At 67.5% G+C, this 24,495-nt stretch carries 28 protein-coding genes and 2 tRNA genes; 23 read left to right on the plus strand and 7 right to left on the minus strand.

Annotated elements, in window-relative coordinates; all coding sequences use genetic code 11:
• The first annotated feature begins 31 nt into the window (after window positions 1-31).
• Window positions 32-553, plus strand: coding sequence for a GNAT family N-acetyltransferase (locus ACFWUU_RS19810; protein WP_380177217.1), 522 nt, complete (start codon window positions 32-34; stop codon window positions 551-553).
• 290 nt (window positions 554-843) lie between these two features.
• Here the strand turns inward: ACFWUU_RS19810 and ACFWUU_RS19815 are convergent, their stop codons facing one another.
• Window positions 844-1,080 (minus strand): hypothetical protein, encoded by a 237-nt coding sequence (locus ACFWUU_RS19815; RefSeq protein ID WP_380177218.1) that lies wholly within the window; start codon window positions 1,078-1,080, stop codon window positions 844-846.
• 260 nt (window positions 1,081-1,340) lie between these two features.
• On the opposite strand from ACFWUU_RS19815, the gene ACFWUU_RS19820 reads away from it, so the two are divergent.
• Window positions 1,341-2,696, plus strand: coding sequence for a hypothetical protein (locus tag ACFWUU_RS19820; protein WP_380177219.1), 1,356 nt, complete (start codon window positions 1,341-1,343; stop codon window positions 2,694-2,696).
• A gap of 1 nt (window position 2,697) precedes the next feature.
• Here the strand turns inward: ACFWUU_RS19820 and ACFWUU_RS19825 are convergent, their stop codons facing one another.
• Both ACFWUU_RS19825 and ACFWUU_RS19830 read right to left on the minus strand, forming a co-directional pair.
• On the minus strand, window positions 2,698-3,591 hold the full coding sequence (locus tag ACFWUU_RS19825) for a phosphotransferase family protein (RefSeq protein ID WP_380177220.1): 894 nt from the start codon (window positions 3,589-3,591) through the stop codon (window positions 2,698-2,700).
• Between the two features lie 25 nt (window positions 3,592-3,616).
• Window positions 3,617-4,165 carry a M15 family metallopeptidase gene (locus ACFWUU_RS19830; protein WP_380177221.1) on the minus strand — a complete coding sequence of 183 codons (549 nt, stop codon included), beginning with the start codon at window positions 4,163-4,165 and terminating at the stop codon, window positions 3,617-3,619.
• An 87-nt stretch (window positions 4,166-4,252) separates the two neighbouring features.
• On the opposite strand from ACFWUU_RS19830, the gene ACFWUU_RS19835 reads away from it, so the two are divergent.
• From ACFWUU_RS19835 to ACFWUU_RS19845, 3 genes are read left to right on the plus strand one after another with little or no spacing between them, the layout of a single operon-like run.
• Entirely contained in the window at window positions 4,253-4,915 is a 663-nt protein-coding gene (locus ACFWUU_RS19835; RefSeq protein ID WP_380177222.1) for a response regulator transcription factor, read from the plus strand.
• Window positions 4,912-5,988 (plus strand): sensor histidine kinase, encoded by a 1,077-nt coding sequence (locus tag ACFWUU_RS19840; RefSeq protein WP_380177223.1) that lies wholly within the window; start codon window positions 4,912-4,914, stop codon window positions 5,986-5,988. The genes ACFWUU_RS19835 and ACFWUU_RS19840 overlap by 4 nt, the downstream gene beginning before the upstream one ends.
• A 42-nt stretch (window positions 5,989-6,030) precedes the next feature.
• A complete protein-coding gene (locus ACFWUU_RS19845) occupies window positions 6,031-6,540 on the plus strand; it encodes a GNAT family N-acetyltransferase (RefSeq protein ID WP_380177224.1) in 510 nt (169 codons plus the stop codon).
• Here ACFWUU_RS19845 and ACFWUU_RS19850 read toward each other — a convergent pair.
• Window positions 6,537-7,229 (minus strand): hypothetical protein, encoded by a 693-nt coding sequence (locus ACFWUU_RS19850; RefSeq protein WP_380177225.1) that lies wholly within the window; start codon window positions 7,227-7,229, stop codon window positions 6,537-6,539. The two genes, ACFWUU_RS19845 and ACFWUU_RS19850, sit on opposite strands and share 4 nt — an antisense overlap.
• A 42-nt stretch (window positions 7,230-7,271) precedes the next feature.
• Complete coding sequence (locus ACFWUU_RS19855; RefSeq protein ID WP_380177226.1) at window positions 7,272-8,189, minus strand: M23 family metallopeptidase; 918 nt, start codon at window positions 8,187-8,189, stop codon at window positions 7,272-7,274.
• Between the two features lie 341 nt (window positions 8,190-8,530).
• Between ACFWUU_RS19855 and ACFWUU_RS19860 the strand changes: the two genes are divergently transcribed.
• The 12 genes from ACFWUU_RS19860 to ACFWUU_RS19915 all read left to right on the plus strand — a co-directional run bounded on the left by ACFWUU_RS19860 (window position 8,531) and on the right by ACFWUU_RS19915 (window position 20,437).
• Window positions 8,531-8,605: a putative leader peptide gene (locus ACFWUU_RS19860; RefSeq protein WP_355483003.1), complete on the plus strand. Its 75-nt coding sequence runs from the start codon at window positions 8,531-8,533 to the stop codon at window positions 8,603-8,605.
• Between the two features lie 78 nt (window positions 8,606-8,683).
• The gene (locus tag ACFWUU_RS19865) at window positions 8,684-9,577 is read left to right on the plus strand and encodes an amino acid ABC transporter permease (RefSeq protein ID WP_380177227.1); all 894 of its coding nucleotides are present in this window, start codon (window positions 8,684-8,686) and stop codon (window positions 9,575-9,577) included.
• Window positions 9,574-10,326, plus strand: coding sequence for an amino acid ABC transporter ATP-binding protein (locus ACFWUU_RS19870; RefSeq protein WP_380177228.1), 753 nt, complete (start codon window positions 9,574-9,576; stop codon window positions 10,324-10,326). The genes ACFWUU_RS19865 and ACFWUU_RS19870 overlap by 4 nt, the downstream gene beginning before the upstream one ends.
• A complete protein-coding gene (locus ACFWUU_RS19875; RefSeq protein ID WP_380177229.1) occupies window positions 10,326-11,279 on the plus strand; it encodes an ABC transporter substrate-binding protein in 954 nt (317 codons plus the stop codon). Before ACFWUU_RS19870 ends, ACFWUU_RS19875 begins: the two co-directional genes overlap by 1 nt.
• 9 nt (window positions 11,280-11,288) lie before the next feature.
• On the plus strand, window positions 11,289-12,323 hold the full coding sequence (locus ACFWUU_RS19880) for an ABC transporter substrate-binding protein (protein WP_380177230.1): 1,035 nt from the start codon (window positions 11,289-11,291) through the stop codon (window positions 12,321-12,323).
• Between the two features lie 9 nt (window positions 12,324-12,332).
• Entirely contained in the window at window positions 12,333-13,388 is a 1,056-nt protein-coding gene (ssuE, locus tag ACFWUU_RS19885; RefSeq protein WP_380177231.1) for an NADPH-dependent FMN reductase, read from the plus strand.
• Complete coding sequence (locus tag ACFWUU_RS19890; RefSeq protein WP_380177232.1) at window positions 13,385-14,359, plus strand: LLM class flavin-dependent oxidoreductase; 975 nt, start codon at window positions 13,385-13,387, stop codon at window positions 14,357-14,359. Before ssuE ends, ACFWUU_RS19890 begins: the two co-directional genes overlap by 4 nt.
• Complete coding sequence (locus ACFWUU_RS19895; protein ID WP_380177233.1) at window positions 14,356-15,672, plus strand: NtaA/DmoA family FMN-dependent monooxygenase; 1,317 nt, start codon at window positions 14,356-14,358, stop codon at window positions 15,670-15,672. Before ACFWUU_RS19890 ends, ACFWUU_RS19895 begins: the two co-directional genes overlap by 4 nt.
• On the plus strand, window positions 15,669-17,546 hold the full coding sequence (locus ACFWUU_RS19900; RefSeq protein WP_380177234.1) for an FAD/NAD(P)-binding protein: 1,878 nt from the start codon (window positions 15,669-15,671) through the stop codon (window positions 17,544-17,546). Before ACFWUU_RS19895 ends, ACFWUU_RS19900 begins: the two co-directional genes overlap by 4 nt.
• Window positions 17,536-18,621, plus strand: a complete 1,086-nt coding sequence (locus ACFWUU_RS19905) for an LLM class flavin-dependent oxidoreductase (protein ID WP_380177235.1) — start codon at window positions 17,536-17,538, stop codon at window positions 18,619-18,621. The genes ACFWUU_RS19900 and ACFWUU_RS19905 overlap by 11 nt, the downstream gene beginning before the upstream one ends.
• On the plus strand, window positions 18,618-19,397 hold the full coding sequence (locus ACFWUU_RS19910) for a DUF1684 domain-containing protein (RefSeq protein ID WP_380177236.1): 780 nt from the start codon (window positions 18,618-18,620) through the stop codon (window positions 19,395-19,397). The genes ACFWUU_RS19905 and ACFWUU_RS19910 overlap by 4 nt, the downstream gene beginning before the upstream one ends.
• The gene (locus ACFWUU_RS19915) at window positions 19,394-20,437 is read left to right on the plus strand and encodes an LLM class flavin-dependent oxidoreductase (RefSeq protein ID WP_380177237.1); all 1,044 of its coding nucleotides are present in this window, start codon (window positions 19,394-19,396) and stop codon (window positions 20,435-20,437) included. Before ACFWUU_RS19910 ends, ACFWUU_RS19915 begins: the two co-directional genes overlap by 4 nt.
• Here ACFWUU_RS19915 and ACFWUU_RS19920 read toward each other — a convergent pair.
• Window positions 20,434-21,057, minus strand: coding sequence for a DUF899 family protein (locus ACFWUU_RS19920; RefSeq protein WP_380177238.1), 624 nt, complete (start codon window positions 21,055-21,057; stop codon window positions 20,434-20,436). The two genes, ACFWUU_RS19915 and ACFWUU_RS19920, sit on opposite strands and share 4 nt — an antisense overlap.
• A gap of 199 nt (window positions 21,058-21,256) precedes the next feature.
• Between ACFWUU_RS19920 and ACFWUU_RS19925 the strand changes: the two genes are divergently transcribed.
• The 3 genes from ACFWUU_RS19925 (at window position 21,257) to rpmG (ending at window position 21,680) form a co-directional block, all read left to right on the plus strand.
• A tRNA-Thr gene (locus ACFWUU_RS19925) sits at window positions 21,257-21,329 on the plus strand.
• Window positions 21,330-21,374: 45 nt separating this feature from the next.
• Window positions 21,375-21,448, plus strand: a tRNA-Met gene (locus ACFWUU_RS19930).
• 64 nt (window positions 21,449-21,512) lie between these two features.
• Window positions 21,513-21,680 carry a 50S ribosomal protein L33 gene (gene rpmG / locus ACFWUU_RS19935; protein ID WP_130384703.1) on the plus strand — a complete coding sequence of 56 codons (168 nt, stop codon included), beginning with the start codon at window positions 21,513-21,515 and terminating at the stop codon, window positions 21,678-21,680.
• Between the two features lie 57 nt (window positions 21,681-21,737).
• Here the strand turns inward: rpmG and ACFWUU_RS19940 are convergent, their stop codons facing one another.
• On the minus strand, window positions 21,738-22,484 hold the full coding sequence (locus ACFWUU_RS19940) for a hypothetical protein (RefSeq protein WP_380177239.1): 747 nt from the start codon (window positions 22,482-22,484) through the stop codon (window positions 21,738-21,740).
• 70 nt (window positions 22,485-22,554) lie between these two features.
• Here ACFWUU_RS19940 and ACFWUU_RS19945 point away from each other — a divergent pair, with 70 nt between their 5' ends.
• Genes ACFWUU_RS19945 through ACFWUU_RS19955 form a run of 3 tightly spaced genes read left to right on the plus strand, consistent with a single transcriptional unit; the run spans window position 22,555 to window position 24,397 of the window.
• Window positions 22,555-22,977 carry a MaoC family dehydratase N-terminal domain-containing protein gene (locus tag ACFWUU_RS19945; RefSeq protein ID WP_137258601.1) on the plus strand — a complete coding sequence of 141 codons (423 nt, stop codon included), beginning with the start codon at window positions 22,555-22,557 and terminating at the stop codon, window positions 22,975-22,977.
• On the plus strand, window positions 22,971-23,375 hold the full coding sequence (locus tag ACFWUU_RS19950; protein WP_380179035.1) for a MaoC/PaaZ C-terminal domain-containing protein: 405 nt from the start codon (window positions 22,971-22,973) through the stop codon (window positions 23,373-23,375). Before ACFWUU_RS19945 ends, ACFWUU_RS19950 begins: the two co-directional genes overlap by 7 nt.
• On the plus strand, window positions 23,372-24,397 hold the full coding sequence (locus ACFWUU_RS19955) for a UDP-N-acetylmuramate dehydrogenase (RefSeq protein ID WP_380177240.1): 1,026 nt from the start codon (window positions 23,372-23,374) through the stop codon (window positions 24,395-24,397). The genes ACFWUU_RS19950 and ACFWUU_RS19955 overlap by 4 nt, the downstream gene beginning before the upstream one ends.
• Window positions 24,398-24,495: the final 98 nt, after the last annotated feature.

Here is a 24,495-nt window from a genome sequence, read left to right on the forward strand (position 1 = left end):
CTATAGCGGCAGTTGTGGCTACTATCGTGACATGGTTCAGGTTAGAGACGCCTCGGCCGCCGACGCCGAGGCCTGCGCGGCGATCTACGCCCCTTACGTCACCGACTCCGCCATCACCTTCGAGATCGACCCGCCCAGCCCCGCGGAGATGGCCGAGCGGATCGCTCAGGCCCAGTCGACCCACGCCTGGCTGGTCGCCGAAGACGAGGACCGCGTCATCGGCTACGCGTACGGCGGCCCGATGAAACCACGCGCGGCGTACCGCTGGTCCTGCGAAGTCAGCGTCTACCTGGAACCAGGCCGCCGCCGCACCGGCACCGGCCGCGCCCTCTACGAAGCCCTCTTCACCCGCCTCACCACCCGCGGGTACCGCACCGCCGTAGCCGGCATGACCCTCCCCAACCCAGCCAGCGAAGGCCTCCACAAGTCCCTAGGCTTCGAACCGATCGGCACCTACCGAAACATCGGCTGGAAACTCAACAACTGGCACGACGTCACCTGGGTCCAACGCCCCCTAGCAATCCTCCCCGACCCACCCGCCGAACCCAGCTAGCCGACAACCCCCGCGTGCTACGCAGCCGCTACTTCGTCGCTCCGCTCCTCAACGCGACCGCTCCACACGCTGCCCACCCACCCCCGGGCTTATCGCCCGGAGCATCCCTTCCGGCTATCGCCGGGACCTTCCGGCTATCGCCGGACTTGCCGGCTGCCGCCGGCGACTTGCGGGCTACCGCCCGCGGTTCGCTCGCTCCGCTCGCGGTGACTGCCCGGCGATCATTCGGCGTGAAGCGACTGTCGTGGCGGGGACCGTGCGCGGCGGATCGGCACCGTCGAGCAACACCGTCATCCGAGATCGAGGTCTGGAACCACCAGCTCCAGGTAGCGGGAAATCGCGGGTGTGTGGTGGCTCAGATGTTCGTCGGGGTTGTCCCAGGTGATGAAGATCCACAACGGCCCGGACTCGTGCGCCGTCCCGACCCCGTAGTCGAAGTGGCGAACGCGGTCGCCTTTCTTCAGATCGGACCAGTGCAGTTCGGGGTTCACCGGTCCCGCACCGACGGACTCAGGTGGCATCTTCATCCCCCGTGGAATATTGCTGGATGGTGGACGGGGCCGACGCCGGTCGCAGGGAATTCACAACGCCGGCCCCGCCGATCGAGGAGAACGTGTCTATTCCAGCGACCCGGTCGCTGTGCCGGGAGATGCAAATAGCGTGCACTCGGCAACGACCTGTGCAGAACCTGTGCACTGACGGATGAAACGCGAACTGGAACTCCTGTTCGCGGTGCCATCCACCGGCTACCGTGGGTCATTCAGATCCGTACCTCTGAAGAGGCCGCATGAGTTCGCCCAACGAGTTGCTCGCCGCACTGCTCGATGAAGCAGATTGCTCGCGAAGCGCTCTGGCACGCGACATCCGCGAGCTCGCGGCGCGCAGAGGAATGGACGATGTCAGGTGCGACCACGTCGATGTCGGCCGCTGGCTGAAGGGGATGGTGCCTCGTGGCGCCAAACCGGTTCTGATCGCTGAGGCCCTCGGGCGTCGGCTCGGGCGCGTCGTGTCCCTGAGCGATCTGGGCTTCGCCGCCGGGCCGCCGCTAACGCTCGGCCTGTCGTTCTCGGAGTCCCGCGATACGACGATTCGATCCTCGCGCAGCCTTTGGACAGAAGACTTGAGACGCTCGGACTTCCTCCGCATGGCCGTCACGGCCGGCTCGCTGACGACACCGATGGCCCGGTGGCTGGTTTCCCCTCCGGCCGATCCGCCGTACGGCGTGCATGGTCATCGCGTCGGCGCCGACGATGTGGCAGCCATCGGTGCGACCTTGCAGATGTTCGAGCGCCTCGATCATCAGTTCGGTGGAGGGCACGCGCGAACAGCCGCGGTCCAGTACCTCAACGACTCCGTAGCGCCGATGCTGCACGCGAGGTACAGCGATGTGGTGGGCCGCGAGTTGTTCTCGGTCGCGGCGCAGTTCACCTACAAGACCGGCGCGATGGCGTACGACGTCGGATTGCACGGGCTGGCCCGACGCTACTTCGTACAGGCTCTGAGCCTGGCTCATGCTTCCGGTGATCGTCCGCTGGGCGGCAAGGTTCTGGCTCTGATGAGCCACCAAGCCAACTATCTCGGGGATTTTCGGGAGGCCGTCGACCTGGCTAGAGCGGCTGCGCTCGGCGCAGGTGGGGCTGCTAGCGCGCGAGTTCGGTCGATGTATGCCGCGATGGAGGCACGCGGTCTGGCGAGCATGGGCGACAAACGTGCCTGTATCCGGCTGATGAGGCAGGCCGAGACAGCATTCGAGCAAAGTGCTGACGGCGATGAACCGCCTTGGATCGCGTACTTCGATCGAGCCGAGCTGCACGATGAACTGGCGCATTGCTTCACCGCGCTCCGGTCGCCCCGAGAGGCAGAAAGAAATGCCCACGTCGCGCTCGGATATGCCGCCGATGAACATCCGCGTAGCCGTACGTTCTGCCGAATCTCGCTGGCCATGTCGTACCTTGACGCGGGCGACGTACCCCATGCGTGCAGCACAGCCGGAGACGCGCTGGCAGCCGCGGGCAGGATCAAGTCCGCACGAGTCCGTCAGTATGTGCGGGTGTTCGACAACGCGTTGAATGCTGTTGGACACCATCGCTCGATCTCGGAGTTCCGGGCACAGGCACGGGAGATTCTGAGCGTCGCTTCCTGAATCAGGTGCCCGGCGTCCAGGACCGTGGACCTTCCGGATCGCGCAGGGTGGCGATGCGGCGGGCGGCCTCGTCGGAGAGGCGGGGTTCTCGGGGGAGTCGGCTAAGGAGCCAGGCTGTCATTCGGAACTCGCGCAGGGCGGCGAAGGTGGGGAATCCGGCCCAGGTTCGGATATCCCAGCCGTAGGCGTCAACGAAGGCGTCGTACTCGGAGTCGGAGTACCAGCCGAGTCTTTGGTAGACCGCTGGTACGACGAGGTCCCACTCGCGGGGACCGATGCTGAGTCGCTCGAGATCGAGCAGGACGGCGACTCCGTCGCTACCTCGGATCGCGTTCTTTCTGTTGGCGTCGCCGTGGATGATGCAGGTCCGGAGGCCGTCGCTCGCTCGGGCGTGGTCTTGCATGAGCTGGGCCAGGCGTTCGTCCAGGAAGCGGCGATCAGTAGGAGCGAGAGCCGGAGCGGCCTCGGCGAGGTGTTCCTCCAGGCGGACGAACGGGTCAAGTGGCGGGATCTCGACGTCGGACGGGACCGGCAAGGTGTGCAGCTGCCGGAGCAAACCGGCGAGTTCCGTCGTACTGGCCATCGACGCCTCAAGGACTTCGTGCCAGACGGTGACGACGTGTCCGTCAACCGACCAGGGCAGATCGGCTGCGTCCAACGGAGTCACGATCGGCAGGCCATGGGCAGCCAGCCAGCGGCTCGTGCGGACCTCGTGCAAGGCCCGTTCATAGGTCGAGGCTGCGGATATTCGCGCCACCACTCGACCGGGGAGCCGGAAGACCGCGTTGTCCGCGATCGGTCCGAGTAACTCGATGTCCGTCCGGTCAGGCCCGAGCGTCGCGGCCACCTCCCGGGCTACGGCGAACGCCGTCGTACGGTCGATCGTGGCTGCCACCAGAGCAGTCTCTCACCCTGGCCGGCTAGTTCTTGGCGGGATCTGTCATCGGTGGGCAGTCGTCGCCCGGTTGAGTGACCAGTTCGAAGTGCCAGATTTCGTTGGAGAGGGTTTGGCAGAGGCCGTAGCGGTTGCCGTGGCGGGTTAGCCAGTCGTCGGCGTTGGTGGGGCCTATGTCTACGGCGTGGCCGGTTACGTGGTGGGAGGCGTCGGGTTCGGCGACGTATTCCAACGCCTTTTTCTTAGTGCCGTATTTGCGGATTGCTTTGTCCAGGAGTTCTTGCTGGTACTTCTTGCTGCGCCAACCCGTCGTGACCTGCATCTTGATGCCGTCGTTTTTCATGGCGGTTTCGGCTTGCTGGACAGCTTTGCGGAGGGCGGGGTCCAGCTTGGCGATGCCGGGGAGGTCGGTGTCGTAGGCCGAGGTGTGGTCGGGGAGGACGCCGTCCGCCGCGCGGGGCGGCCCACTCGGGGTTGCGTCGTCCTGGGCGGAGGCCGCTGTGCACGAGGTCAGCCCCAGACAGGTGACTGTGGCAACAATCGCTACGACGGTGGTGCGGTGATCGGTCAGCATGCTGACAGTTCATCCAAGGCGATGTTGCGAGAGCGTCTCCAAATCCGGATACGTTTTCGATACGCCCAGCCTGGTTCAATGGTTGCTATGAGGGTGCTGGTCGTCGAGGACGAGGTCTATCTCGCCGAGGCGATCCAGGCGGGGCTGCGGCTGGAGGCGATCGCGGCCGATCTGGCGTTCGACGGCAACGCCGCGCTGGAATCCGTGACGGTCAACGCGTACGACGTGGTCGTCCTCGACCGCGATCTACCCGGCATCAGCGGCGACGAGGTCTGCCGGCGGATTGTTGCGCAGGGCATCGGATCCCGCGTGCTGATGCTGACCGCAGCGGGCGATCTCGACGACAAGGTCGCCGGGTTCGAGCTCGGCGCCGACGACTACCTGACCAAACCGTTCGACCTGCGCGAGCTCGTCGTACGCCTCAGAGCTCTGGTACGCCGACCCGCCGCCGCCACGCCCACGGTCATCGAGTACGCCGGAGTCCGCCTCGACCCGTACCGCCGCGAGGTCTACCGCTCCGGCCGATACGTGAAGCTCGCGCGCAAGCAGTTCGCCGTACTCGAGGTGCTGATGGCGGCCCGCGGCGGCGTCATCAGCGCGGAAACGCTACTGGAGAAGGCCTGGGACGAGAACGCGGACCCGTTCAGCAACGCAGTACGACTCACGATCTCGGCGTTGCGGAAGCGGCTGGGGGATCCGTGGGTGATCCACACCGTGCCCGGCGTCGGGTACCGGATCGGTGAGCCGTGAGCGACGAACGACTGATGACGTGGCGGCCGCGGCTGACGGTTCGGCTGCGGTTGACGCTGAGCTACGCCGGTCTGCTGGTCGTCGCCGGCGCCGTGGTCGCGTGCATCATCTGGCTCGTCTTCCGAATCGTGCCGAACTACCCGCTCACCGCCGCCAACCCGCGTGACCAACAGCCCGCGCCGACCCGCGGCGAGATCCTCCACCTGGTGGTGACGCTGTCCGGATGGGCGCTGGGATTCCTCGCCGTCATCGGGCTCGTCGGCGGCTGGTTCCTCGCGGGCCGGATGCTCAAACCGCTGCAGGACATCACCGCCGCGGCGCGGAAGGCGGCGAGCGGGTCGCTCGATCATCGGATCGGGCTGACCGGGATCCGGGACGAGTTCACCGATCTGTCGGACACGTTCGACGAGATGCTGGAGCGGTTGCAGCAGTCGTTCGAGCAGTACCGGCGGTTCGCGGCCAACGCCTCGCACGAGTTGCGGACCCCGCACGCGGTGATGAAGACGATGCTCGACGTGGCGCAGGCGGATCCGGAGCATCAGGACGTGCCGCAGCTGGTGAAGCGGCTGGCGGAGACGAATCAGCGCGGGATCAACATCGTCGAGACGCTGCTCAGTCTGACGGCGCTGAGCAACCGCGAGGTGGAACTGGATCCGGTCGATCTTGCCGCGGTACTGCGGTCCGCGTGGCCGGCGCTCTCGGCGGAGGCGGCCGAGGCCGGGGCGACGCTGTCGTCCGACATCCAAGAGTCCGTTGTGGAAGGCAACGACGTGCTGATGCATCAGCTGGTGACAAACCTGGTGCAGAACGCGATCCGTCACGGCGGCGGCGCCGTTGAGGTCACGGTCGGGCGCGGGAGGCTCGTCGTACGGAACGACGGGGCGGTGCTCGAGCCGGCCGCGGTACGGACGTTCGTGGAACCGTTCGCGAAGAGCCGGTACGGCGCCGGGCACGGGTTGGGGCTCGCGCTGGTGGATCGCATCGTCGAGGTCCATCACGGGCGGTTGGAGCTGGTCGCGAACGTCGACGGCGGGCTGACCGCGAGCGTCGTACTGCCCGAGGCGGATGCCTGACCCGGCAAGTGGTTGGCCCGGTCTGCGGGGGAGGATGGTGCGGTGAGTGACGAACGACCTTCAGCCGACCGCCAGGTGACCGTACGACGTGCTGTCGAGGAGGACGATGCCGCGCTGCTCGCGATCGAGCAGGTCTCGTGGGACGCGTCGTCGGGGTTCCCGTCGTACCAGGACACCCTGACCGACACGTTCTTCGCGCGGAGTGGTCCGGACGCGCATCTGGTGGCGGAGTACGACGGGGAGGTCGTCGGGTATCTGCGGCTGCAGGACAAGTACCCGTTCCCGGAGGGCGCCGGCGTACTGACGATCAACGGCCTCGCGACGGCGCCGACCGCACGCCGGTTGGGGGTGGCGTCGGCACTCCTGGACGCCGCCGCGGCCGAGGGCGTACTGCGCGGAGCCCGCAAGATCAGCCTCCACGTCCACAGCACCAACGCCCCGGCCCGCCGCCTCTACGAACGCCACGGCTACGTCGTCGAAGGCACCCACCCCAACGAATTCCTCATCGAGGGCGACCTGATAGCCGCCCTCGACATGGCAAAGATGCTTTAGCGGCTGATGGTCGGCGAGAAGATGTTCCAGATGCTGCTCGTCCCCGGCACGTAGACGCGGTAACGGCGGGTCCGGTTCGGGTAGTAGTTGTAGGTCACCTGGCCAACGCTGTTGGTGGTGACGTACGCGAGGCCCTTCCACGTCGACGTGCCGATGTCCTGGTACTGGATCAGGACCTGCTTGTTGGCCCACCGGATGTAGCGGCTGTTGTTCGGCCGCCAGTACGACACGGTCGTGGCCAACGCCGTACGGCTGCCTTTGCGGCCTCCGGTGAGCGCGACGGCTGACGCGCACCGTGAGGTCGTGGTCGCGGAGGTCAGATCCGCGACCTTGGTGCCGTCGAAGGCGGTCGCACCGCCGGCCGGCTTGAAGGTGACGGTGCCGATCGGCGGGACCTCACCGAGGATCGTGAAGCTGACGTCGCGAGCGCCGTACAGGAACTGAAGTCGTCCCTCCGGGTACATGGTTGCCACCGGAGTGCTCTTCCAGACCGCTGTGTAGACACTGCCGGGGCAGTTCGTCCCCAGCTTGGCCACGAAGTTGTTGTTCGCCGCACCGATGCTCAGCCGCGACGGAACCACGAGCGAGCAGGTCGCCGTGGCCCGTTGCGGAGCAGCTTGGGCGGGTTGGGTCGCGATCAGGCCCGATGCCAGGAGGGCGAGGACCATCGCGGACTTGTAGAGCTTCAAGAGTTCCCCCTCTTGGAAGTGTGTGGGGGAACGCTAGCTGATCTACGGGTTGAGGCCGTGGTCGCGGAGCCAGGGTTCGGGGTCGATGGGGGCGCCGCCGTGGGGGAGGACCTCGAAGTGGACGTGGGGGCCGGTGGTGTTGCCGGTCATGCCGATGCGGCCGACCATGCTGCCGGCCTGGACCGAGTCGCCGACGGAGACGTCGAACTCTTCCATGTGGCTGTACGACGTGACCGTGCCGTCGGAGTGACGGACCTTGACCTGGCGGCCGTACGCGCCTTCGAAGTCGGCCTGGATGACCTCGCCGGCCATCACCGAACGGACCGGCGTGCCCATCGGTGCCGCGAAGTCGAGACCGGTGTGGTTGTGGGCCCAGCGGCCGCCGGCCTGGTTGAAGCGGGCGGTCAGGTGGTACCCGGTCGTCGGCAGGACGATCTTCGGCGCGGCCTTCGCGATGGCGGCCGCCTTCGCGATCGCCGCCTTCTTCGCCGCGGCGAGCGCCTTGGCCGAGTCGGCCGCCTTCTTGGCCGACGCCGCCTTCGCGGCGGCCAGGGCGAGTGCCCGGCGCTGGGTCAGCGTCGCGTTCGCGGCCAGCTTCGCGGCGCGCTGCTTGGCGGCCTTGTCGGCCGCCGCCTTCTGAGCCGTGGCCAGCGACAGGTCGATCCGGGACGCGTCCCGGGACCCGAGGTCGCGGCGGTCGATCCGGGCGGAGGTCAGAGCGCCGGCCTGTGAGGGGTTCAGGCCGGTGCCCGCGTTCGGGGCGGCCGGACCGGCCGCGGACGAGCTGAGCCCGACGGCGGTGGTCCCGGCGGCGGCAGCCAGAGCGGCGGTCAGACCGATCAGCTGGGTACGGCGGGTTGCGAGTCGACTGATGGAGCGGTGCTTGGCCACCCGGCGCGGCGCAGCCGGACGACTTGACGTCGGCCGATCTGTTTCCGGCACGTCTTGGTGAGTAGGCACGAAAAAACCTTCCAGGGAGGGACGTTCGCCGTCGAGGGGGTACGGCGACCTCAACGACCATAACGAGGGCGTCTCAAGCGCCTCAAACACAGGTTGCGATCAGATCAACGAAATCGAACACGCTCAGTGAGGCCGTCCTGCCGCCTTGTACGCGCTCAGGCGTGAACCTGCCGAGTGAAGACTCAACTATCGGCGTGACGCGGATCACCGGCCGATTGGCGCCGCGCGGGCCCTCCGGACCGGTACAAGCCGTCCATATATTGAGAGCTTTGTCGACCCACTTACTAAACTTTCACTGGCGTTCCATACTGAAATGACACGAGCGACGAGAGGAGACGGAGATGACGCGCAAGCCGCCGTACTACCGCCTCCACATCGACCTTCTCCGGGTCTCCAGCGCGCTCTGTCTGCGCTGAGCTGAACCCCTTCTCGTACCGCTGAGACGTCCCGTTCCGGACGTCCGCGAAGCCTGCCCACCGCCAGGGAGTCTCATCGTGTCCACTACTTCAGTCACGTCTGTGTCCGGCGCGTCCGGCCCGCCGACGTCCGCAGTACCGCTTGACGCCGACCTGCCCGTTGTCGCCCGCCGGCACCCGTGGCGCTGGGTCGGGGTCGCCGTTGTCCTTGTCCTGCTGGCGATGTTCGTGCACGGTCTGGCCACGAACCCGGGCTGGGACTGGCCGACGTTCTTCCAGTTCTTCGCCACCAGGACGATCTTCTCCGCGCTCTGGGTAACCGTGCAGCTGACCGTGTACGGCACGGTGCTCGGGTTCGTGCTCGGCGCCGTACTCGCCTCGATGCGCCTGTCCAGCAGCCCTTTCCTGCAAGTAGTTGCCTGGGGCTACATCTGGGCGTTCCGGTCGATCCCGTTGATCGTGCAGCTGCTGTTCTGGTTCAACATCGCCTATCTGTACAAGGAGTTGAGCCTCGGCGTCCCGTTCGGGCCGGAGTTCGTGCACTTCAGTACGAACAACCTGTTCGGTCCGCTCGGCGCCGCCGTCCTCGGGCTCGCGTTGCACCAGGCCGCGTACGCGGCGGAGATCATCCGCGGCGGGATCATCTCGGTCGACGCCGGCCAGCTGGAAGCCGCGGCCGCGTTGGGGATCCCGCGGATCCGGCAGTTCTTCCGGATCGTGCTGCCGCAGGCGATGCGGTCGATCCTGCCGAACGGCGCGAACGAGGTGATCAGCCTGTTCAAGGGCACGTCGATCGTCTCGGTGATGGCGATCCCCGAGCTCTTCTACCAGGTGCAGGTGATCTACGGCCGGAACAGTCGCGTCGTACCGCTGCTGATGGTCGCGACGGTCTGGTACATCGTGCTGACCACGCTGCTGTCGATCGTGCAGTACTACGTGGAGCGCCGCTTCGCCCGCGGGACGTCACGATGATCGACGTCAAGGGTGTGCACAAGAGCTTCGGCGAGCTCGAAGTCCTGAAGGGCATCGATCTCGACGTACCGGCGGGTGCGGTCACCGTGATACTCGGGCCGTCGGGATCGGGCAAGTCGACGTTGCTGCGGTCGATCAACCATCTGGAGAAGGTGGATCGCGGGCTGATCAAGATCGACGGTGAGCTGATCGGGTACAAGCGGCGCGGCAACAAACTGCACGAGTTGCGCGAGCGGGAGATCCTGCGGCAGCGGTCGCAGGTCGGGTTCGTGTTCCAGACCTTCAACTTGTTCGGGCATCTGACCGTGCTACAGAACGTGGTCGAGGCGCCGGTGTCGGCGCAACGCCGCAAGCGCAGCGAGGTCGAGCCGTACGCGCGGGAGTTGCTGGAGCGGGTCGGTGTCGGTGACAAGGCTGCTGTGTATCCGCGGCAGCTGTCCGGTGGTCAGCAGCAGCGGGTCGCGATCGCTCGTGCGCTGGCGCTGAAACCGAAGGTGCTGCTGTTCGACGAGCCCACCAGCGCGCTCGATCCCGAGCTGGTCGGCGAGGTCCTCGACGTGATCAAGGAGCTCGCCCGCGACGGCGCCACGATGGTCGTCGTCACCCACGAGATCGGCTTCGCCCGGGAGATCGCCGACACGGTGGTCTTCATCGACGGCGGCCGGATCGTCGAATCGGGTCCGCCGCGCGAGGTCCTCGACAACCCTGTCCACGAGCGCACCCGCGCCTTCATCTCGAAGGTTCTCTGATGAAACGTTCTCTGTACGCCGTTCTCGGCGGAGCCGCAGCACTCACGCTGGCGCTGGCGGGATGCGCCGGCGATCCCCAGGCCGTCGCCGCCTCCGACACCGGTGTGAATACCTCGGCCGATCAGAACCGCATCACCACCAGCAAGAACGATGCCGCCGCCGCGTTGGTCCCGGCGAAGGTCCGCGACCGCGGCACCTTGATCGTCGGCGGTGGGTTCGGGTCGGGCAGTGTGCCGCTCGGGTTCTACGCCGATGACAACAAGACCCCGATCGGGCTCGAGGTCGACATCGCGTACCTCGTCGCCCAGGCGCTCGGGCTGAAACCGGAGATCGAGGTGACGAGCTGGGAGAACCTGTTCGTCGGGCTCGACTCCGGAAAGTACGACGTCGGGTTCTCGAACATCACGGTGACGGAGAAGCGGAAGCAGAAGTACGACTTCGCGACGTACCGGAAGGACGACATCGCGTTCGAGGCGAAGAAGGGCGGGACCTGGCGGGTCAGCGGCGGGAAGGACATCGCCGGGAAGACGATCGCGGTCGGGTCCGGGACGAACCAGGAGAAGATCCTGGTCGACTGGAACGAGGCGAACGTCGAGGCTGGGTTGCCAGCGGCAACGATCAAGTACTTCCAGAAGAACACGGACACGTACCTGGCGTTGAGTTCCGGGCGGATCGATGCGTACCTCGGCCCGAACCCGTCGATCGCGTACCACGTGAAGACCTCCGGCGAGACCGAGACCATTGGCAAGTTCTCCGGCGCGGGACCGACGCTGCAGGGCCTGATCGCCGCGACGACGAAGAAGGACGACGGCCTGGTCAAGGCCTATCAAGCGGCCCTCAACGCGGTCATCGCAGACGGCAGCTACGCCAAGGTCCTCGCCCGCTGGAACGTCTCCAGCGAAGCCGTCGCCACCTCCGAAATCAACCCACCCGGCCTCCCACTCACGAGCTGAGGAATGACGATGACTGAACGACAGAAGACCCCCGCCGCCCCTTCGGGGCGCCGGGCGGGGGAGAGGCGCGCGGCCGGAGGCCGCGGGGTGGCGGCGCGGGTAAGTGCGGGGCTCGTGGCGGTGCTGCTGGTGCTGGCCGGCTGTGCCGATCCGCAGACCAGCCCGGCACCGAAGGACGGCGACGCGTCCCAGGTTGCATTCGACACGTCTGCGAAGCAGACGCACATCACCTCGTCGAAGGTGGATGCGATTGTGGCTGAGTTGCCGGCTGAGGTGCGGGACAGCGGGAAGCTTGTGGTGGGGAACGGGTCGGCGGGTGGAGGTTTGCCGCCGCTCGGGTTTACCGCGGATGACAACAAGACGCCGATCGGGGTCGAGATCGACATCGCGTACCTGGTCGCGAGTGTGCTCGGGCTGCAGCCCGAGATCGACACGACCAGCTGGGAGAACCTGTTCCTCGGGCTCGACTCCGGCAAGTACCAGGTCGGGATCTCCAACATCGGCGTGTCCGAACTGCGCAAGGAGAAGTACGACTTCGCGACGTACCGGCTCGGCCTGCACGCCTTCGAAGCAAAGAAGGGCTCGGGGCTGAAGATCACCGGTCCAGCCGACATCTCCGGCAAGACCGTCGCGGTCAGCTCCGGCACGCTCCAGGAGGCGATCCTCGTCGACTGGAACAAGCAGAACGCCGCCGCCGGCCGCAAACCCGCCAACCTCAAGTACTACCAGCAGGCCGCGGACACCTACCTCGCCCTGCAGTCCGGCCGCATCGACCTGTACCTCGGCCCGAACCCGAACGCGTCGTACCACGTCGCGACGCAGCACCAGACCGAGATCGTCGGCACGGTCTCGTCCAGCTACCCCGTGCAGGGGCTCGTCGGGATCACCACCAAGAAGGACGACGGCCTGGTCAAGCCGCTCGCCGACGCGCTGAACGCGGCGATCGCCGACGGCAGCTACGCCAAGGTCCTGGCCAAGTGGGGCCTGCAGGCCGAGGCCGTCCCGAAGTCGTTGATCAACCCGCCCGGTCTGCCGAAGAAATAGGAGAACTCGATGGCGACCATTGCAACCCTCTCGAGCAGTCCGTCGGTACCGTCCCGCACGGATGCCGTTCTCGAATATGTCACCAAGCGCCTGATCAGCCACGGCCATACCGTCACGCCGATCGTGTTGCGCGACCTTCCGGCCGAGCCGTTGGTGCGAGGTCAGGCCGATCATCCGGCGATCGCCGCGGCGGCCGCGATCCTCGAGGCTGCCGACGCGGTGGTCGTCACGACGCCGGTCTACAAGGCGGCGTACTCCGGTCTGTTGAAGGTGTTCCTCGACCTGCTCCCGCAGTACGCGTTGAAGGGCAAGACAGTGTTGCCGCTGGCAACGGGTGGTACGCCGGCGCATGTGCTGGTGATCGACTACGCGCTGCGCCCGGTGCTGACGAGTCTCGGCGCCGGGGCGATCGGCCAGGGCTGGTTCGTGTTGTCGTCGCACATCCACCTGTACGACGGAGGCGGGGTCCTGCTCGATCAGGCGGCGTCGGTGCCGCTGTATCAAGTGACGGAGGCGTTTCTCGCCGCCGTCGAGGGCGAGCAGGTCGTCGAGAGCGGGCCGGTGCAGCTCGCTGCGGTGGAGGCGGTCCGGGTGCGGCCCGAGGACCCCGAGGCGGCGCCGCTGCTTGCGGATCTCGTGGTCGAGTACAGCAGCCGGTACGGGCGGACCAACGCGAACACGCAGCTGACCGAAGTACCGGCGTCCGACTTCCACGTCGAGAGCGGCGGGGCGTTCGTGCTGCTGCGGTACGGCGGTCAGACGGTGGCCGGCGGCGCGATCCGTCGGTACGACGACGAGACCGCTGAGGTGAAGCGGATGTGGACCTCGCATCTGCATCGGCGGCAAGGGCTCGGCCGTCGCGTGCTGGCCGAGTTGGAGGCGGCCGCTGCGGATCTCGGGTATCGGCGGCTGTACCTGACGACGGGACCGCGTCAACCGGAAGCGGCTGCGTTGTATCTCGCGGCCGGTTTCGAGCCGCAGTTCGACACGTCGGTCGATCCCGAGTCGATCGGTCCGCTGCCCTTCACGAAGGAGATCCCGGTGGCATTGAAGGTGGCGTCATGATCGTTGGTCTCGAGATCGATGGTGCGGGTACGGATCCGGCCGCGTGGCGTGGAGCTGAGGTTGATCCGCGGGCGATTCTTACCGGTGAGCTGGCTCTGCGGGCGGTGCAGCGGGCGGAGGCGGCCGGGGTCGACTTCGTCACGTTCGTCGACGCGTTGGAGGCGCCGTACGACGTACCCGATCGGGTGAGTGTGCGGCTGGATGCGCTGGGGCTGGCCGCGCGGATCGCGCCGTTGACCGAGCGGATCGGGCTGTTGCCGACGATCACTGTCACGCACACCGAGCCGTTCCATGTGCAGGCTTCGGTGGCGACGCTCGATCATGTCTCGGGCGGACGCGGTGGGTGGGTGGCGGACGTGTCGTCGTCGGCCGCCGCGGCCGCGGTCATTGGCCGCCGTCAGCCTGCCCCTGCCGCGGAGACGTGGCGAGAGGCGCGGTACGTCGTCGACGTGAGCCGCCGCTTGTGGGATTCCTGGGAGGACGACGCGATCGTCCGCGACGCCTCCACCGGGCGGTACGTCGACCGCGAGAAACTGCACTACGTCGAGTTCGAGTCGCCGTCGTTCGACATCAAGGGTCCGTCGATCGTTCCTCGTCCGCCGCAGGGGCATCCCATCACGGCGATCCGCGTGAGCAGCCCCGAGGCTCTCGAAGCAGCGGCCGATGCCGACCTTGTACTGGTCGACGAAGTACCCACGCAGCTGAACGCGCTGGTGGTCGTGTCGGTGGAGGTGCGGCCTCATCTCGACGGGGTGGATGGGCTTGTCGAGCTGATTGAGGGATTGGCCGGGGCTGACGGCGTACATCTGAGGCCCGCGTCGGTGGAGCTGGATGTGCCGGTGATTGCGGACGAGCTGTTGCCGCGGTTGCGGGAGCGCGGGTTGGTGGGGCCGGCGGAGCGCGGTGGGAGTTTGCGAGGGCGGCTCGGTCTGGGGCGGCCGGCGAACAGGTACGTGGGGAGCGAGCGATGAGCAAGCAGATCCATCTGGCCGCGCACTTCCCGGGCGTCAACAACACGACCGTCTGGTCGGATCCGCAGGCGGGCTCGCAGATCGACTTCAGTTCGTTCCGGCACTTGGCGGAGACGGCCGAGCGAGGCACGTTCGACTTCTTCTTCCTGGCCGAAGGGCTGCGGCTGCGTGAGGTGAAGGGGAAGATCCACGACCTCGACGTGGTCGGGCGGCCCGAGTCGTTGACCGTGCTCAGCGCACTGGCCGCCGTCACCACGCACCTCGGCCTGGCGGCGACGGTGAACTCGACGTTCAACGAGCCGTACGAACTGGCGAAGCGGCTGTCCACGCTCGACCACCTGTCCGGTGGCCGCGCGGCGTGGAATGTCGTGACGTCGTGGGATGCGTTCACCGGCGAGAACTTCCGCCGCGGCGGGTATCTCGACAAGGCGGATCGGTACGTCCGCGCCCAGGAATCGCTGCGGATCGTACGCAAACTCTGGGACTCCTGGAGCGAGGACCAACTGGTCCTCGACCAGGCGACGGGCGCGTTCGCCCGCGAGGGCGCTGGGGCCTTCGCGGACGAAGGCGCGCACTTCGACATCCGCGGCCGGTTCGGGCTGCCGCCGTCACCGCAAGGCCGGCCGGTGATCATCCAGGCGGGTGACAGCGACCAGGGGCGGGAGTTCGCGGCGTCCGACGCGGATGTGATCTTCAGCCGGCACGGGACGTTCGAGGCCGGGAAGACCTTTTACAAGGACGTGAAGTCGCGGCTGTCGAAGTACGGGCGGACCGAGGACTCGCTGAAGATCATGCCCGCGGTGACGGTCGTGGTCGCTGATACGGACGACGATGCTGTCGACAAGGCGGCGTACATCCGGGAACAGCAGGTCTCCGGTCCGACCGCGCTTGTCCTCGCGGAACTGCTGTGGGGACGCGATCTGTCGGCGTACGACCCGGACGGTCCGCTGCCGGCCGAAGACCCGGTGGTGGGTTCGTCGGTGACGCAGGGGCGGGTCGGGTACAACGATCCGTTCCCGATCGTCGCGGAGTGGCGGGCGCAGGCGGAGGCGCACGGCTGGTCGCTGCGGCAGACCGTGATCAACCAGCAGAACCGGCAGACGTTCATCGGTTCGCCGGCCACGGTCGCCGAGGCCATCAACCACCACGTCCAGGAGGACGCCGCGGACGGGTTCGTCCTCGTCCCGCATCTCACTCCTTCCGGCCTCGACGACTTCGTCGACCGGGTGGTGCCACTCCTGCGTGAGCGCGGCGTCTTCCGCGAGGAGTACGCCGGTACGACGCTGCGCTCGAACCTCGGGCTGCAGGTATGAGCGTGGCCGAGCTGCATCCCTGGAAGGAGCCGCCGGCAACGATCGTGTTCGTCGGCGGCGGGCCGCGGACGGTCGGGCTGCTCGAGCGGTTCGCGGCCAGCGCGCCGGACCTGCTCGACGGGCGCGACGTGGAGATCCATGTGGTGGATCCGTACCCGGTCGGTGGTGGGCGGATCTGGCGGCGGGAGCAGTCGCGGCTGCTGTGGATGAACTCGATGACGTCGGACGTCACGATCTTCACCGACGAATCGGTCGAGTGCGACGGGCCGATCGTCCCAGGCCCTGACCTCGCGACCTGGGTCGCCGGTGAGGGTGCGGTGATCCTGGAGAAGGCCGGGATCGAGCAGCCGGGGCCGATGGACTTCCCACCGCGGCTGGTGCAGGCGGAGTACCTGGCGTGGGTGTGGGAGCGCGTCGTCCGCGATCTCCCCGCGACCGTGACCACCCATCGCGAGCGGGCGGTCGAGCTCACCGCGGACCAGCGGGTGGTTCTCGAGTCAGGCCGGGAGATCGCGGCCGCCGCGGTAATCCTTGCCCTCGGCTACCTGGATCGGTTGCCCACGGCATCCGAATCCGCCTGGGCCGCGCAAGCTGCCGACGCGGGGTTGACCTATATCCCGCCCGGTTACACCGCGGACGTCGATCTCGACGGGCTGTGGCCGAAGTCGCCGGTGATCGTGCGCGGGTTCGGGCAGGCCTTCATCGACCTGATGGTCCTGCTCACCGAAGGACGTGGCGGCTGGTACGACGAGTGCGGCGGACTGCTCACCTATCACCCGTCCGGCGACGAGCCGGTTCTGTACGTCGGCTCGCGGCGCGGCGTGCCGTATCACGCGAAACTCGGCTACACCGTCGCCGGCACGAAGCCCGTGCCTACGCGGTATCTGACTGCCGAGGCTCTTGGCGACGGCCTGCTCGACTTCGATCGCGATGTTGCGCCGTTGATCGACAAGGAACTGGCGTACGCCCATTACAAGCAGCTGTTCACCGCCCACCCCGAACGAGTGGTCGGCTCGTGGACGGAGTTCGAGAACGCGCTGGACGAGTGGACGCCGGGATTCGAGGCCGTAGCCGCTTCGGCGGTGCCGGATCCGGCGGACCGGTTCGTTCGCTCGGAGATCGACCGGCCGCTGGCCGGGAGGTCGTTCGAGGACGGCGCGGGCTTCGAGCGGTTCATGACCGGGCTGATCGAAGGCGATCTGGTCCGCCGGGCGGATCCGGCGTACTCGGCGGATCTGGCGGTGTTCAACGCCTTGCTGAGTATTTACAGCGTGTTGTCGCGGGCGATCACCGAAGGGCAGTTGTCGGACGAGGACCGGGTGCGCAAGGTCGAGACCGAGTGGCACGGGTTCTTCTCGTTCGTGGCCAGTGGGCCGCCGCCGCGGCGGTTGGAGGAACTGCTCGCACTGCACCGGGCCGGAATCGTGCGGTTCGCCGGGCCTGACCTGGACGTTGCTATCGACAACGACCATTTCGTTGCCAAGAGCCCCGGAGTTGCTAGGGAGATCCAGGCCCGGGCGTTTGTCGAAGCGCGGTTGCCGCGGCCCGACGTACTCGCGACGACCGATCCGCTGTTGCGCGGTCTGCTCGACTCCGGCGCGCTCGCGGCCGATGAACTGTTCGCGGCCGACGGGACAAGTCTCGGCGGCGGTCAACTCAAGGCCGACTCGCGGTCTCGCGCGATCCGGGCCGACGGCTCCACGCACGAAGCGCTGTTCCTGCTCGGGCCGTCCGTGTCGGGCTCGGCAGGCTCGTCCGGGTTCTCCCGGCCGCATTTCAACGGTCCCGGCTTCCGGCAGAACGACGCCGTCGCCCGGGACCTGCTCAAGCTGCTCGCACCTACCGTACGGAAGGAAGAACGCCATGCCAGTTGAGTTCCTGGGCATCGCCGGGACCAACCCGGCCAGCGAGGTCACACCGCGAACCGGCGGCCCGCTGGACCTCGAGTACACGTCCAAACTCGCCCGCGCCCACGAGGACAACGGCTGGGACCGGATCCTGTTCGCCTATCACTCGGGCTCGCCCGATCCCGCTCAGGTCGCGGCGTACGTCGCCGGCCGTACCGATCACATCAACCTGGTCGTCGCGCATCGGCCGAACGTCGCCTACCCGACGCTGACCGCGAAGACGTTCGCGACGCTGGACCACCTCAGCGGCGGCCGGTTCGAAGTACATGTGATCACCGGCGGCTCGACCGCGGACCAAGCCGCCGAGGGCGACTTCCTCGCGAAGGACGACCGCTACGGGCGGACCCGCGAGTTCATCCAGATCCTCAAGCAGGCCTGGACCTCGGACGAGCGCTTCGACTTCAACGGCGAGCATTACCGCTTCGAGCAGTTCCTGGCCGACATCAAACCGCTCCAGCAACCGCGGCCGCGGATCTCGTTCGGCGGCTCGTCGGCTGCGGCGTACGCCGTCGGTGCCGCCGAGGCGGACATCTTCGCGCTGTGGGGCGAACCGCTCGCCGGGACCCGCGAGCAGCTGGCCACCATCGACGCCGAGGCCGCTCGCGCGGGACGGGCGGATCGTCCGACCATCCAGATCGCGTTCCGGCCGATCATCGCGCCGACCGAGGAACTCGCCTGGGAGAAGGCGGAGAGCATCCTCGGCCGGATCAAGAACGGACCGGCTCCGACCCGACTCCGTTCGAAGACGCCGGAGAACGCCGGCTCCCAGCGACTGCTCAAGGCCGTCGCGGAAGGCGAGCGGCACGACCGCGCGCTGTGGACCGCGCCGACCGGCGTGACCGGTGGCGGCGGCAACTCGACAGCCCTCGTCGGTACGCCGGACACCGTCGCGGCCGCGCTGCTCGACTACTACGACCTCGGCATCCGGATCTTCTCCGCCCGCGGCTACGACATCTACGACGACGCGATCGACTTCGGCCGGTACGTCATCCCGCTGGTCCGCTCCGAGGTAGCCCATCGCGAACAGAGGAAGGCCTCATGACCGTCGTCTCCGATCTCGAGCAGGACTGGCACACCTGGCACGCGGCCCGCGAACGCGACCTGGACACCGACTACGGCTGGCTGTCCGTCGTCGCCTTCGACTGGCTGCCCACCTCACCGGTCGCACTGCGCGGCCTGCCAGGCATCTGGTGGTCCGACGAGCAGCGTGCCCACGTGACGGCCGACGGACAGCTGACGCTCAGCGGCGAGCCCGTGAACGGCACTGTGTCCGCCAGCGTCGCCGAAGCCGGTTCGCTCAGCTGGCTGCTGTACGGCGACCGCCTGGTCGAGCTGGTGCTCCGCGGCGGGCGGTACGCCGTACGGCAGCGTGATCCACGTGCTGCGACACGGCAGGAGTTCAGCGGCGTACCGACGTACCCGCTGGATGACCGGTGGGTCGTGACCGGGTACTTCACGCCGATCGCGAAGCCGCAGCGGGTGGAGGTGTCGACCGCGCGGGAGGATCTGCGGCAGTACGTGACCGTGGTCGGCGCGGTGCACGTCGCGCTGGGCGGTACGGCGTACGAACTGGTCGCGACTGCTGCGGGGGACGGGCGGCTGAACCTGGCCTTCCACGACAAGACGAACGGCGAGGAGACCGCACCCTGGCGGACCGTGACGACCGGACCGGTCGGGCGGGACGGGTCGGTGGTCATCGACTTCAACCGGACGATCAACCTGCCGTTCGCGTTCACGGCGTACGGCACGTGCCCTGCGCCGGTCGCCGGCAACCGGCTCGGGCTTCCGGTGACTGCGGGCGAGAAGAAGCTCCGATGAAGTTCTGTACCTACACGCTGATCGACAACTCGCCCGATCCGATCAGCGGGGTGCAGTTGACGCCGGCGGAGCGGTTCCAGCACGTCGTACGGCAGGCGCAGTGGGCAGAGGAGCTGGGTTTCGACGGGTACGGCGTTGGCGAGCGGCACGCGCAGCGCTTCATCTCGTCGTCCCCGCCGGTCGTGCTGTCCTATATCGCTGCCGTGACGTCGCGGATCCGCCTGCTCACCACGGTGACTGTTTTGTCGCTGCTGGATCCGGTGCGGGTCGCAGAGGACTACGCGACGCTCGACCAGCTGTCGGGTGGTCGGCTGGACATCATCATCGGCAAGGGCAACGACCCGGACCAGAACGCGCTGTTCGGGTACGAGCTGGACGGGCAGTGGGATCGCAACCGGGAGAAGTACGAGCTGCTCCGGCGGCTGCTACGGGAGACCGGGGTGTCGTGGTCGGGTGAGTACCGCCCTGCGTTGACGGACGCGACCACGCAGCCCCGGCCGTACCGAGCAGACGGCATCCCGCTCTGGCACGGGTCGGCGTCGTCGACGGAGTCGACCGAGCTGGCGGCCAAGTGGGGAGACCCGCTGTTCTCGGCGAACGGGTTCCACCCGCTGGAGAAGTACGCCGGGTTGATCCGGCACTACCGGGAGCGCTGGGAGGCGTACGGGCGCGATCCCGCGGACGCTGTCGTCGGAGCGGGGTTCAACGGGCTCTACGTGCGGGAGAGCTCGCAGGAGGCGGTCGAGGGGTACCGGCCGATCTTCGACGCGTTCATGGACTCACCGGGAGCACGGCACAACCAGCTGCCGTTCCGGACGCTGGAGGAGTTCCTCGAGGGCGGATCGGTGCTGGTCGGGTCGCCGGAGCAGGTGATCGACAAGTTCGGCCGGTACCAGGAGGCGTTCGGCCACGAGCTGTCCGGCATCTCGCTGGAGGTCGCCGGACTCCCGGAGGACGAGAACCGGGAGTCCGTCGAGACCTTCGTCACTGAGGTCATGCCAGTACTGCGCTCGTCGTACCCGAGCCGCGTCTGGTCCTAGCCGTACGTCGGCTCCTGCGGCCAGCCTTCGGGGGAGTCCTCCCAGTCCTCCTGGCGGCCGTACGGCGCGTGGTCGAGGAGGTGGTTCACGAACAGCAGACGGTCGACGCCGCGCGAGCCGGTCGAGTAGGTGCGGTACACGGTGTCGCCGTCGCGCAGGAACATGTTGAGCAGGAACCCGCCGCCCGCGCCGCAGTCCGCGGAGAACGTCGTACCTGCAGATGAGGCGAACGGGACGTTCCAGCCCATCTTGGTCCAGTAGCCGGCCATCTGGTCGATCGGCATGTCGGAGACGGTCGCCCAGGCCAGACCGCTCCGTTCCAGCAGGTCGAGGTTGCTGACGTGCTTGGTGAAGTGCGTGCAGCCCGGGCAGAAGTGGTCCGGGCCGGAGTGCATGAACTGGTAGAGCGCGAGCTGCTGCTGGTCGCCGAACAGCTCCCGCAGCGTCACCGGCCCGTCCGGCCCGGTGAACGTGTACTCCCCGAACTCGACCATCGGCAGCCGCCGGCGCTGCGCGGCGAGCCGGTCCTGCTCCCGGGTGGCCGCCTTCTCCGCGACCAGCAGCTCCGCCCGAGCCTTCTCCCACTCCTCGGCCGAGACAACTGTCGGCATTGCAGTCATAGCTGTCCTTCCTTCTTCTGGGTCCTACTGGTACGACGGAGCCGCCCGGGCCCTCTCGACATCCGGATCCGGGTGAAAATCTGGTCAGAAGCACTCCGCGGAACCGGTATGCTTTCCGGGACGGACTGAGGGGCACGCAAGGTCGGCCGGCTCGATTTCACATCGGGGTGGCGGACCGTGTAATCTCTCTCCTCGGCCCGCCCCTTTAGCTCAGTCGGCAGAGCGTCTCCATGGTAAGGAGAAGGTCTACGGTTCGATTCCGTAAAGGGGCTCGGAGAACGGCATCCCACCTTCGGGTGGGATCGCTCACCTCACCCGGCGGGGTAGCTCAGGTGGTTAGAGCACACGGCTCATAATCGTGGTGTCGCGGGTTCGACTCCCGCCCCCGCTACCGAATCAGTTCCTTCGAGAGTGCGATCACCCAAGTTGCGTACTCATTACATGAAGAGGTAGCAGTGGCCAAGTCGACCGACATCCGCCCGAAGATCACGCTGGCATGCACGGTGTGCAAGGAGCGGAACTACATCACCAAGAAGAACCGGCGCAACGACCCGGACCGTCTTGAGCTGAAGAAGTACTGCCACCGGTGCAACGACCACACCGACCACCGCGAGACCCGCTGACCTCAGCATCTTCGCGAGGGCCGCTTCGGATTGCCGAAGCGGCCCTTTGTTGTGCCGTCAGACGGTCAGGATCGGGCGGCCGCCCTCGTACGCGGTGAGACGCTCGTCACGGGGAGTGAGGCAGCAGGAGCCGCAGAGCGTGCCCTTGCCGACCTCGCTCGTGTAGTAGAGGCAGCAGGTGTTCCGCAGGTAGACGAGCTTCCCGGCGGCGATCTCCACCTCTCCGAGTCTCGCGAGTCCGCCAGGCGCCTTGGTGGAGAAGGTGCGCCAACGGTCGAGCAGGTACTCCGGTCGCACGGTCGCCTCCTCGCGGGTCGCCGCGCAGAAACCCATCGCGCATCCGGCCGCCACTCCGCCGTGGAGTTGGCGCAGCCCGGCTCGCGTCCGCTGGTGCAGCTCCTCGGACAGCGGGAGCAGGTGCTGGCGCAGTACGACGTCGTACAGCGTCTCCAGCCCGCCGGGGAGGAACGTGGCGGAGCGTACGGCGACCGCTGCGATGCCGTGACCCTCGTGTGGGCGGACCCACAGGTTCTGCGGGCGGATGTCGAGGACGCGGCCCTCCAGCGCCCAGAGCAGAAGCGCGGTCGCCGGTGCGCGGCCGGCGTAGAACGACAGCATGCTGAGCGCGTTCGCGTGGGCGGTGCGGTGGTTGCTGGCCTCGTCGTCCCGCTTGAGCAGCTCGGTGAGCTCGGGGCTGCCCGGCTCCAGAATCCGGTCCACCCGCAGCCATTCGTCGCCCTCTGGCGCACCGACCTCGAGCTGGTACCGCGGGGCGTATTTCGCGAGCGCCGCCACTGCCGTCACCTGATCAAACCCTTCTGGCATCGTGGGCGGCGGAAACCCGGGGCCCAGTCTGCCAGTAGGCTTCGGGGATATGACGATCGACGCCACGATGGTCGGCCGGAGCTACGCGGCCGCCGAGTCCTACCAGGTCGGCCGGGAGAAGATCCGCGAGTTCGCCGATGCGATCGGCGACCCCAACCCGGCGTACCGCGGTGATGACGCGGTGGCGCCGCCGACGTTCGCGTTCATGCTCGGCAGCCGCGCGCTGGAGCAGCTGCTGAACGACGAGGAGCTCGGCCTGCGGCTGGACCGGATCGTGCACGGCGCGCAGAAGTTCAGCTACACCCGCCCGATCAAGGCCGGCGACGACATCGCCGCGACCGCGACCATCACCACCGTCCGCAAGGCCGGTGACGTCGAGGTGATCATGTACGAGACCGCCCTGACCACCGTCGACGGCGACCCGATCGCCACGTCGACGTCGACGATCTCGCACAACCGGGGTGAATCGTGATCGAGGTAGGTACTGAGCTTCCGCCGCTGACCGTCACGTTCCGGCGCGACGACCTGGTCCGGTACGCCGGGGCGAGCGGCGACTTCAACCCGATCCACTGGAGCGATCGGATGGCCGGCGCGCTCGGGCTGCCCGGCGTGATCGCGCACGGCATGCTGACGATGGCGTCCGCAGTACGCGTCGTCACGGACTGGATCCCGGATCCGGCCGACCTGATCGAGTACGGCGTACGGTTCACCAAGCCCGTCGTCGTACCGGATGACGACAAGGGTGTGAACGTGACGTTCTCCGCAAAGGTGGACAAGGTTGCGGACGGGCGGGCCGAGATCGACATCACGGCGGTTGCCGGCGAGGAGAAGGTGCTCGGCCGGGCCAGGGCGGTCGTGCGCGTCCAGTGAGAACGCATGTGTCGCTGGCCGACTACACCACGCTGCGGATCGGCGGGTTGGCCGACAAGTTCGTCGAGGTCAGTACCGAGGACGACCTGATCACCGCGGTCCGCGACGCGGACGCCGCCGAGGAGCCGGTGCTGCTGCTGTCGGGTGGCAGCAACGTGGTGATCGGCGACGACGGGTTCCGCGGGACCGTCATCAAGATCGCGACGTCGGGGATCCGGGTCGATTCGGATATGTGCTCCGGCGCGATGGTGCACATCGCCGCCGGCGAGGACTGGGACGGCGTCGTACAGCGCGCGATCGCGGAGGAGTGGAGCGGGCTCGAGTCGATGTCGGGGATCCCTGGGTTGACCGGGTCGACGCCCGTGCAGAACGTCGGGGCTTATGGGCACGAAGTTGCGGAGACGATCGCGTCGGTGCGGGTATTTGACCGGGTGGCCGGCGAGGTGCGCACGGTGTTTGCCGCCGACTGCGGCTTCAGCTACCGCAACTCGCGCTTCAAGGCTGACCCGTCGCGGTATGTGGTCCTCGAGGTCACCTTCCAGCTGACGCTGGGCGACCTGTCCGCGGAGGTCGGCTACGCCGAACTGGCCCGCGTCCTCGACGTCGAACCAGGCTCCCGGGCGCCGATGACGGAGGTCCGCGAGGCCGTCCTCGGCCTACGCCGCAGCAAAGGCATGGTCCTGGACCCGCTCGACCACGACACCTGGAGCGCCGGCTCCTTCTTCACCAACCCCATCCTCGACACCCCCGCCGAGGTCCCCGCCGGCGCCCCCCAATGGCCTCAGCCAGACGGCCGGGTAAAAACCAGCGCCGCCTGGCTGATAGAACACGCCGGCGTCTCCAAGGGCTACACCATCGGCGCCGCCGCAGTCTCCACCAAACACACCCTCGCCCTAACCAACCAAGGCGGAGCCACCACCAAAGAACTCCTCACCTTGGCCACCCACGTCCGAACCCAGGTCCAACAGGCCTTCGCCATCACCCTGGTCAACGAGCCTGTGCTGGTGAACTGCTCGCTGTAAGTCGGTGAGCTTGTTGGGTCGGCCTGTGCCGCGCCGGCTTGTGCAACCCAGCTCCGGGGCCTGCTTCCGTCCGTGACCGCGGTCAGTTGATGCCGACC

Source organism: Kribbella sp. NPDC058693 (assembly GCF_042715335.1).
Classification (GTDB): Bacteria; Actinomycetota; Actinomycetes; order Propionibacteriales; family Kribbellaceae; genus Kribbella; species Kribbella jiaozuonensis.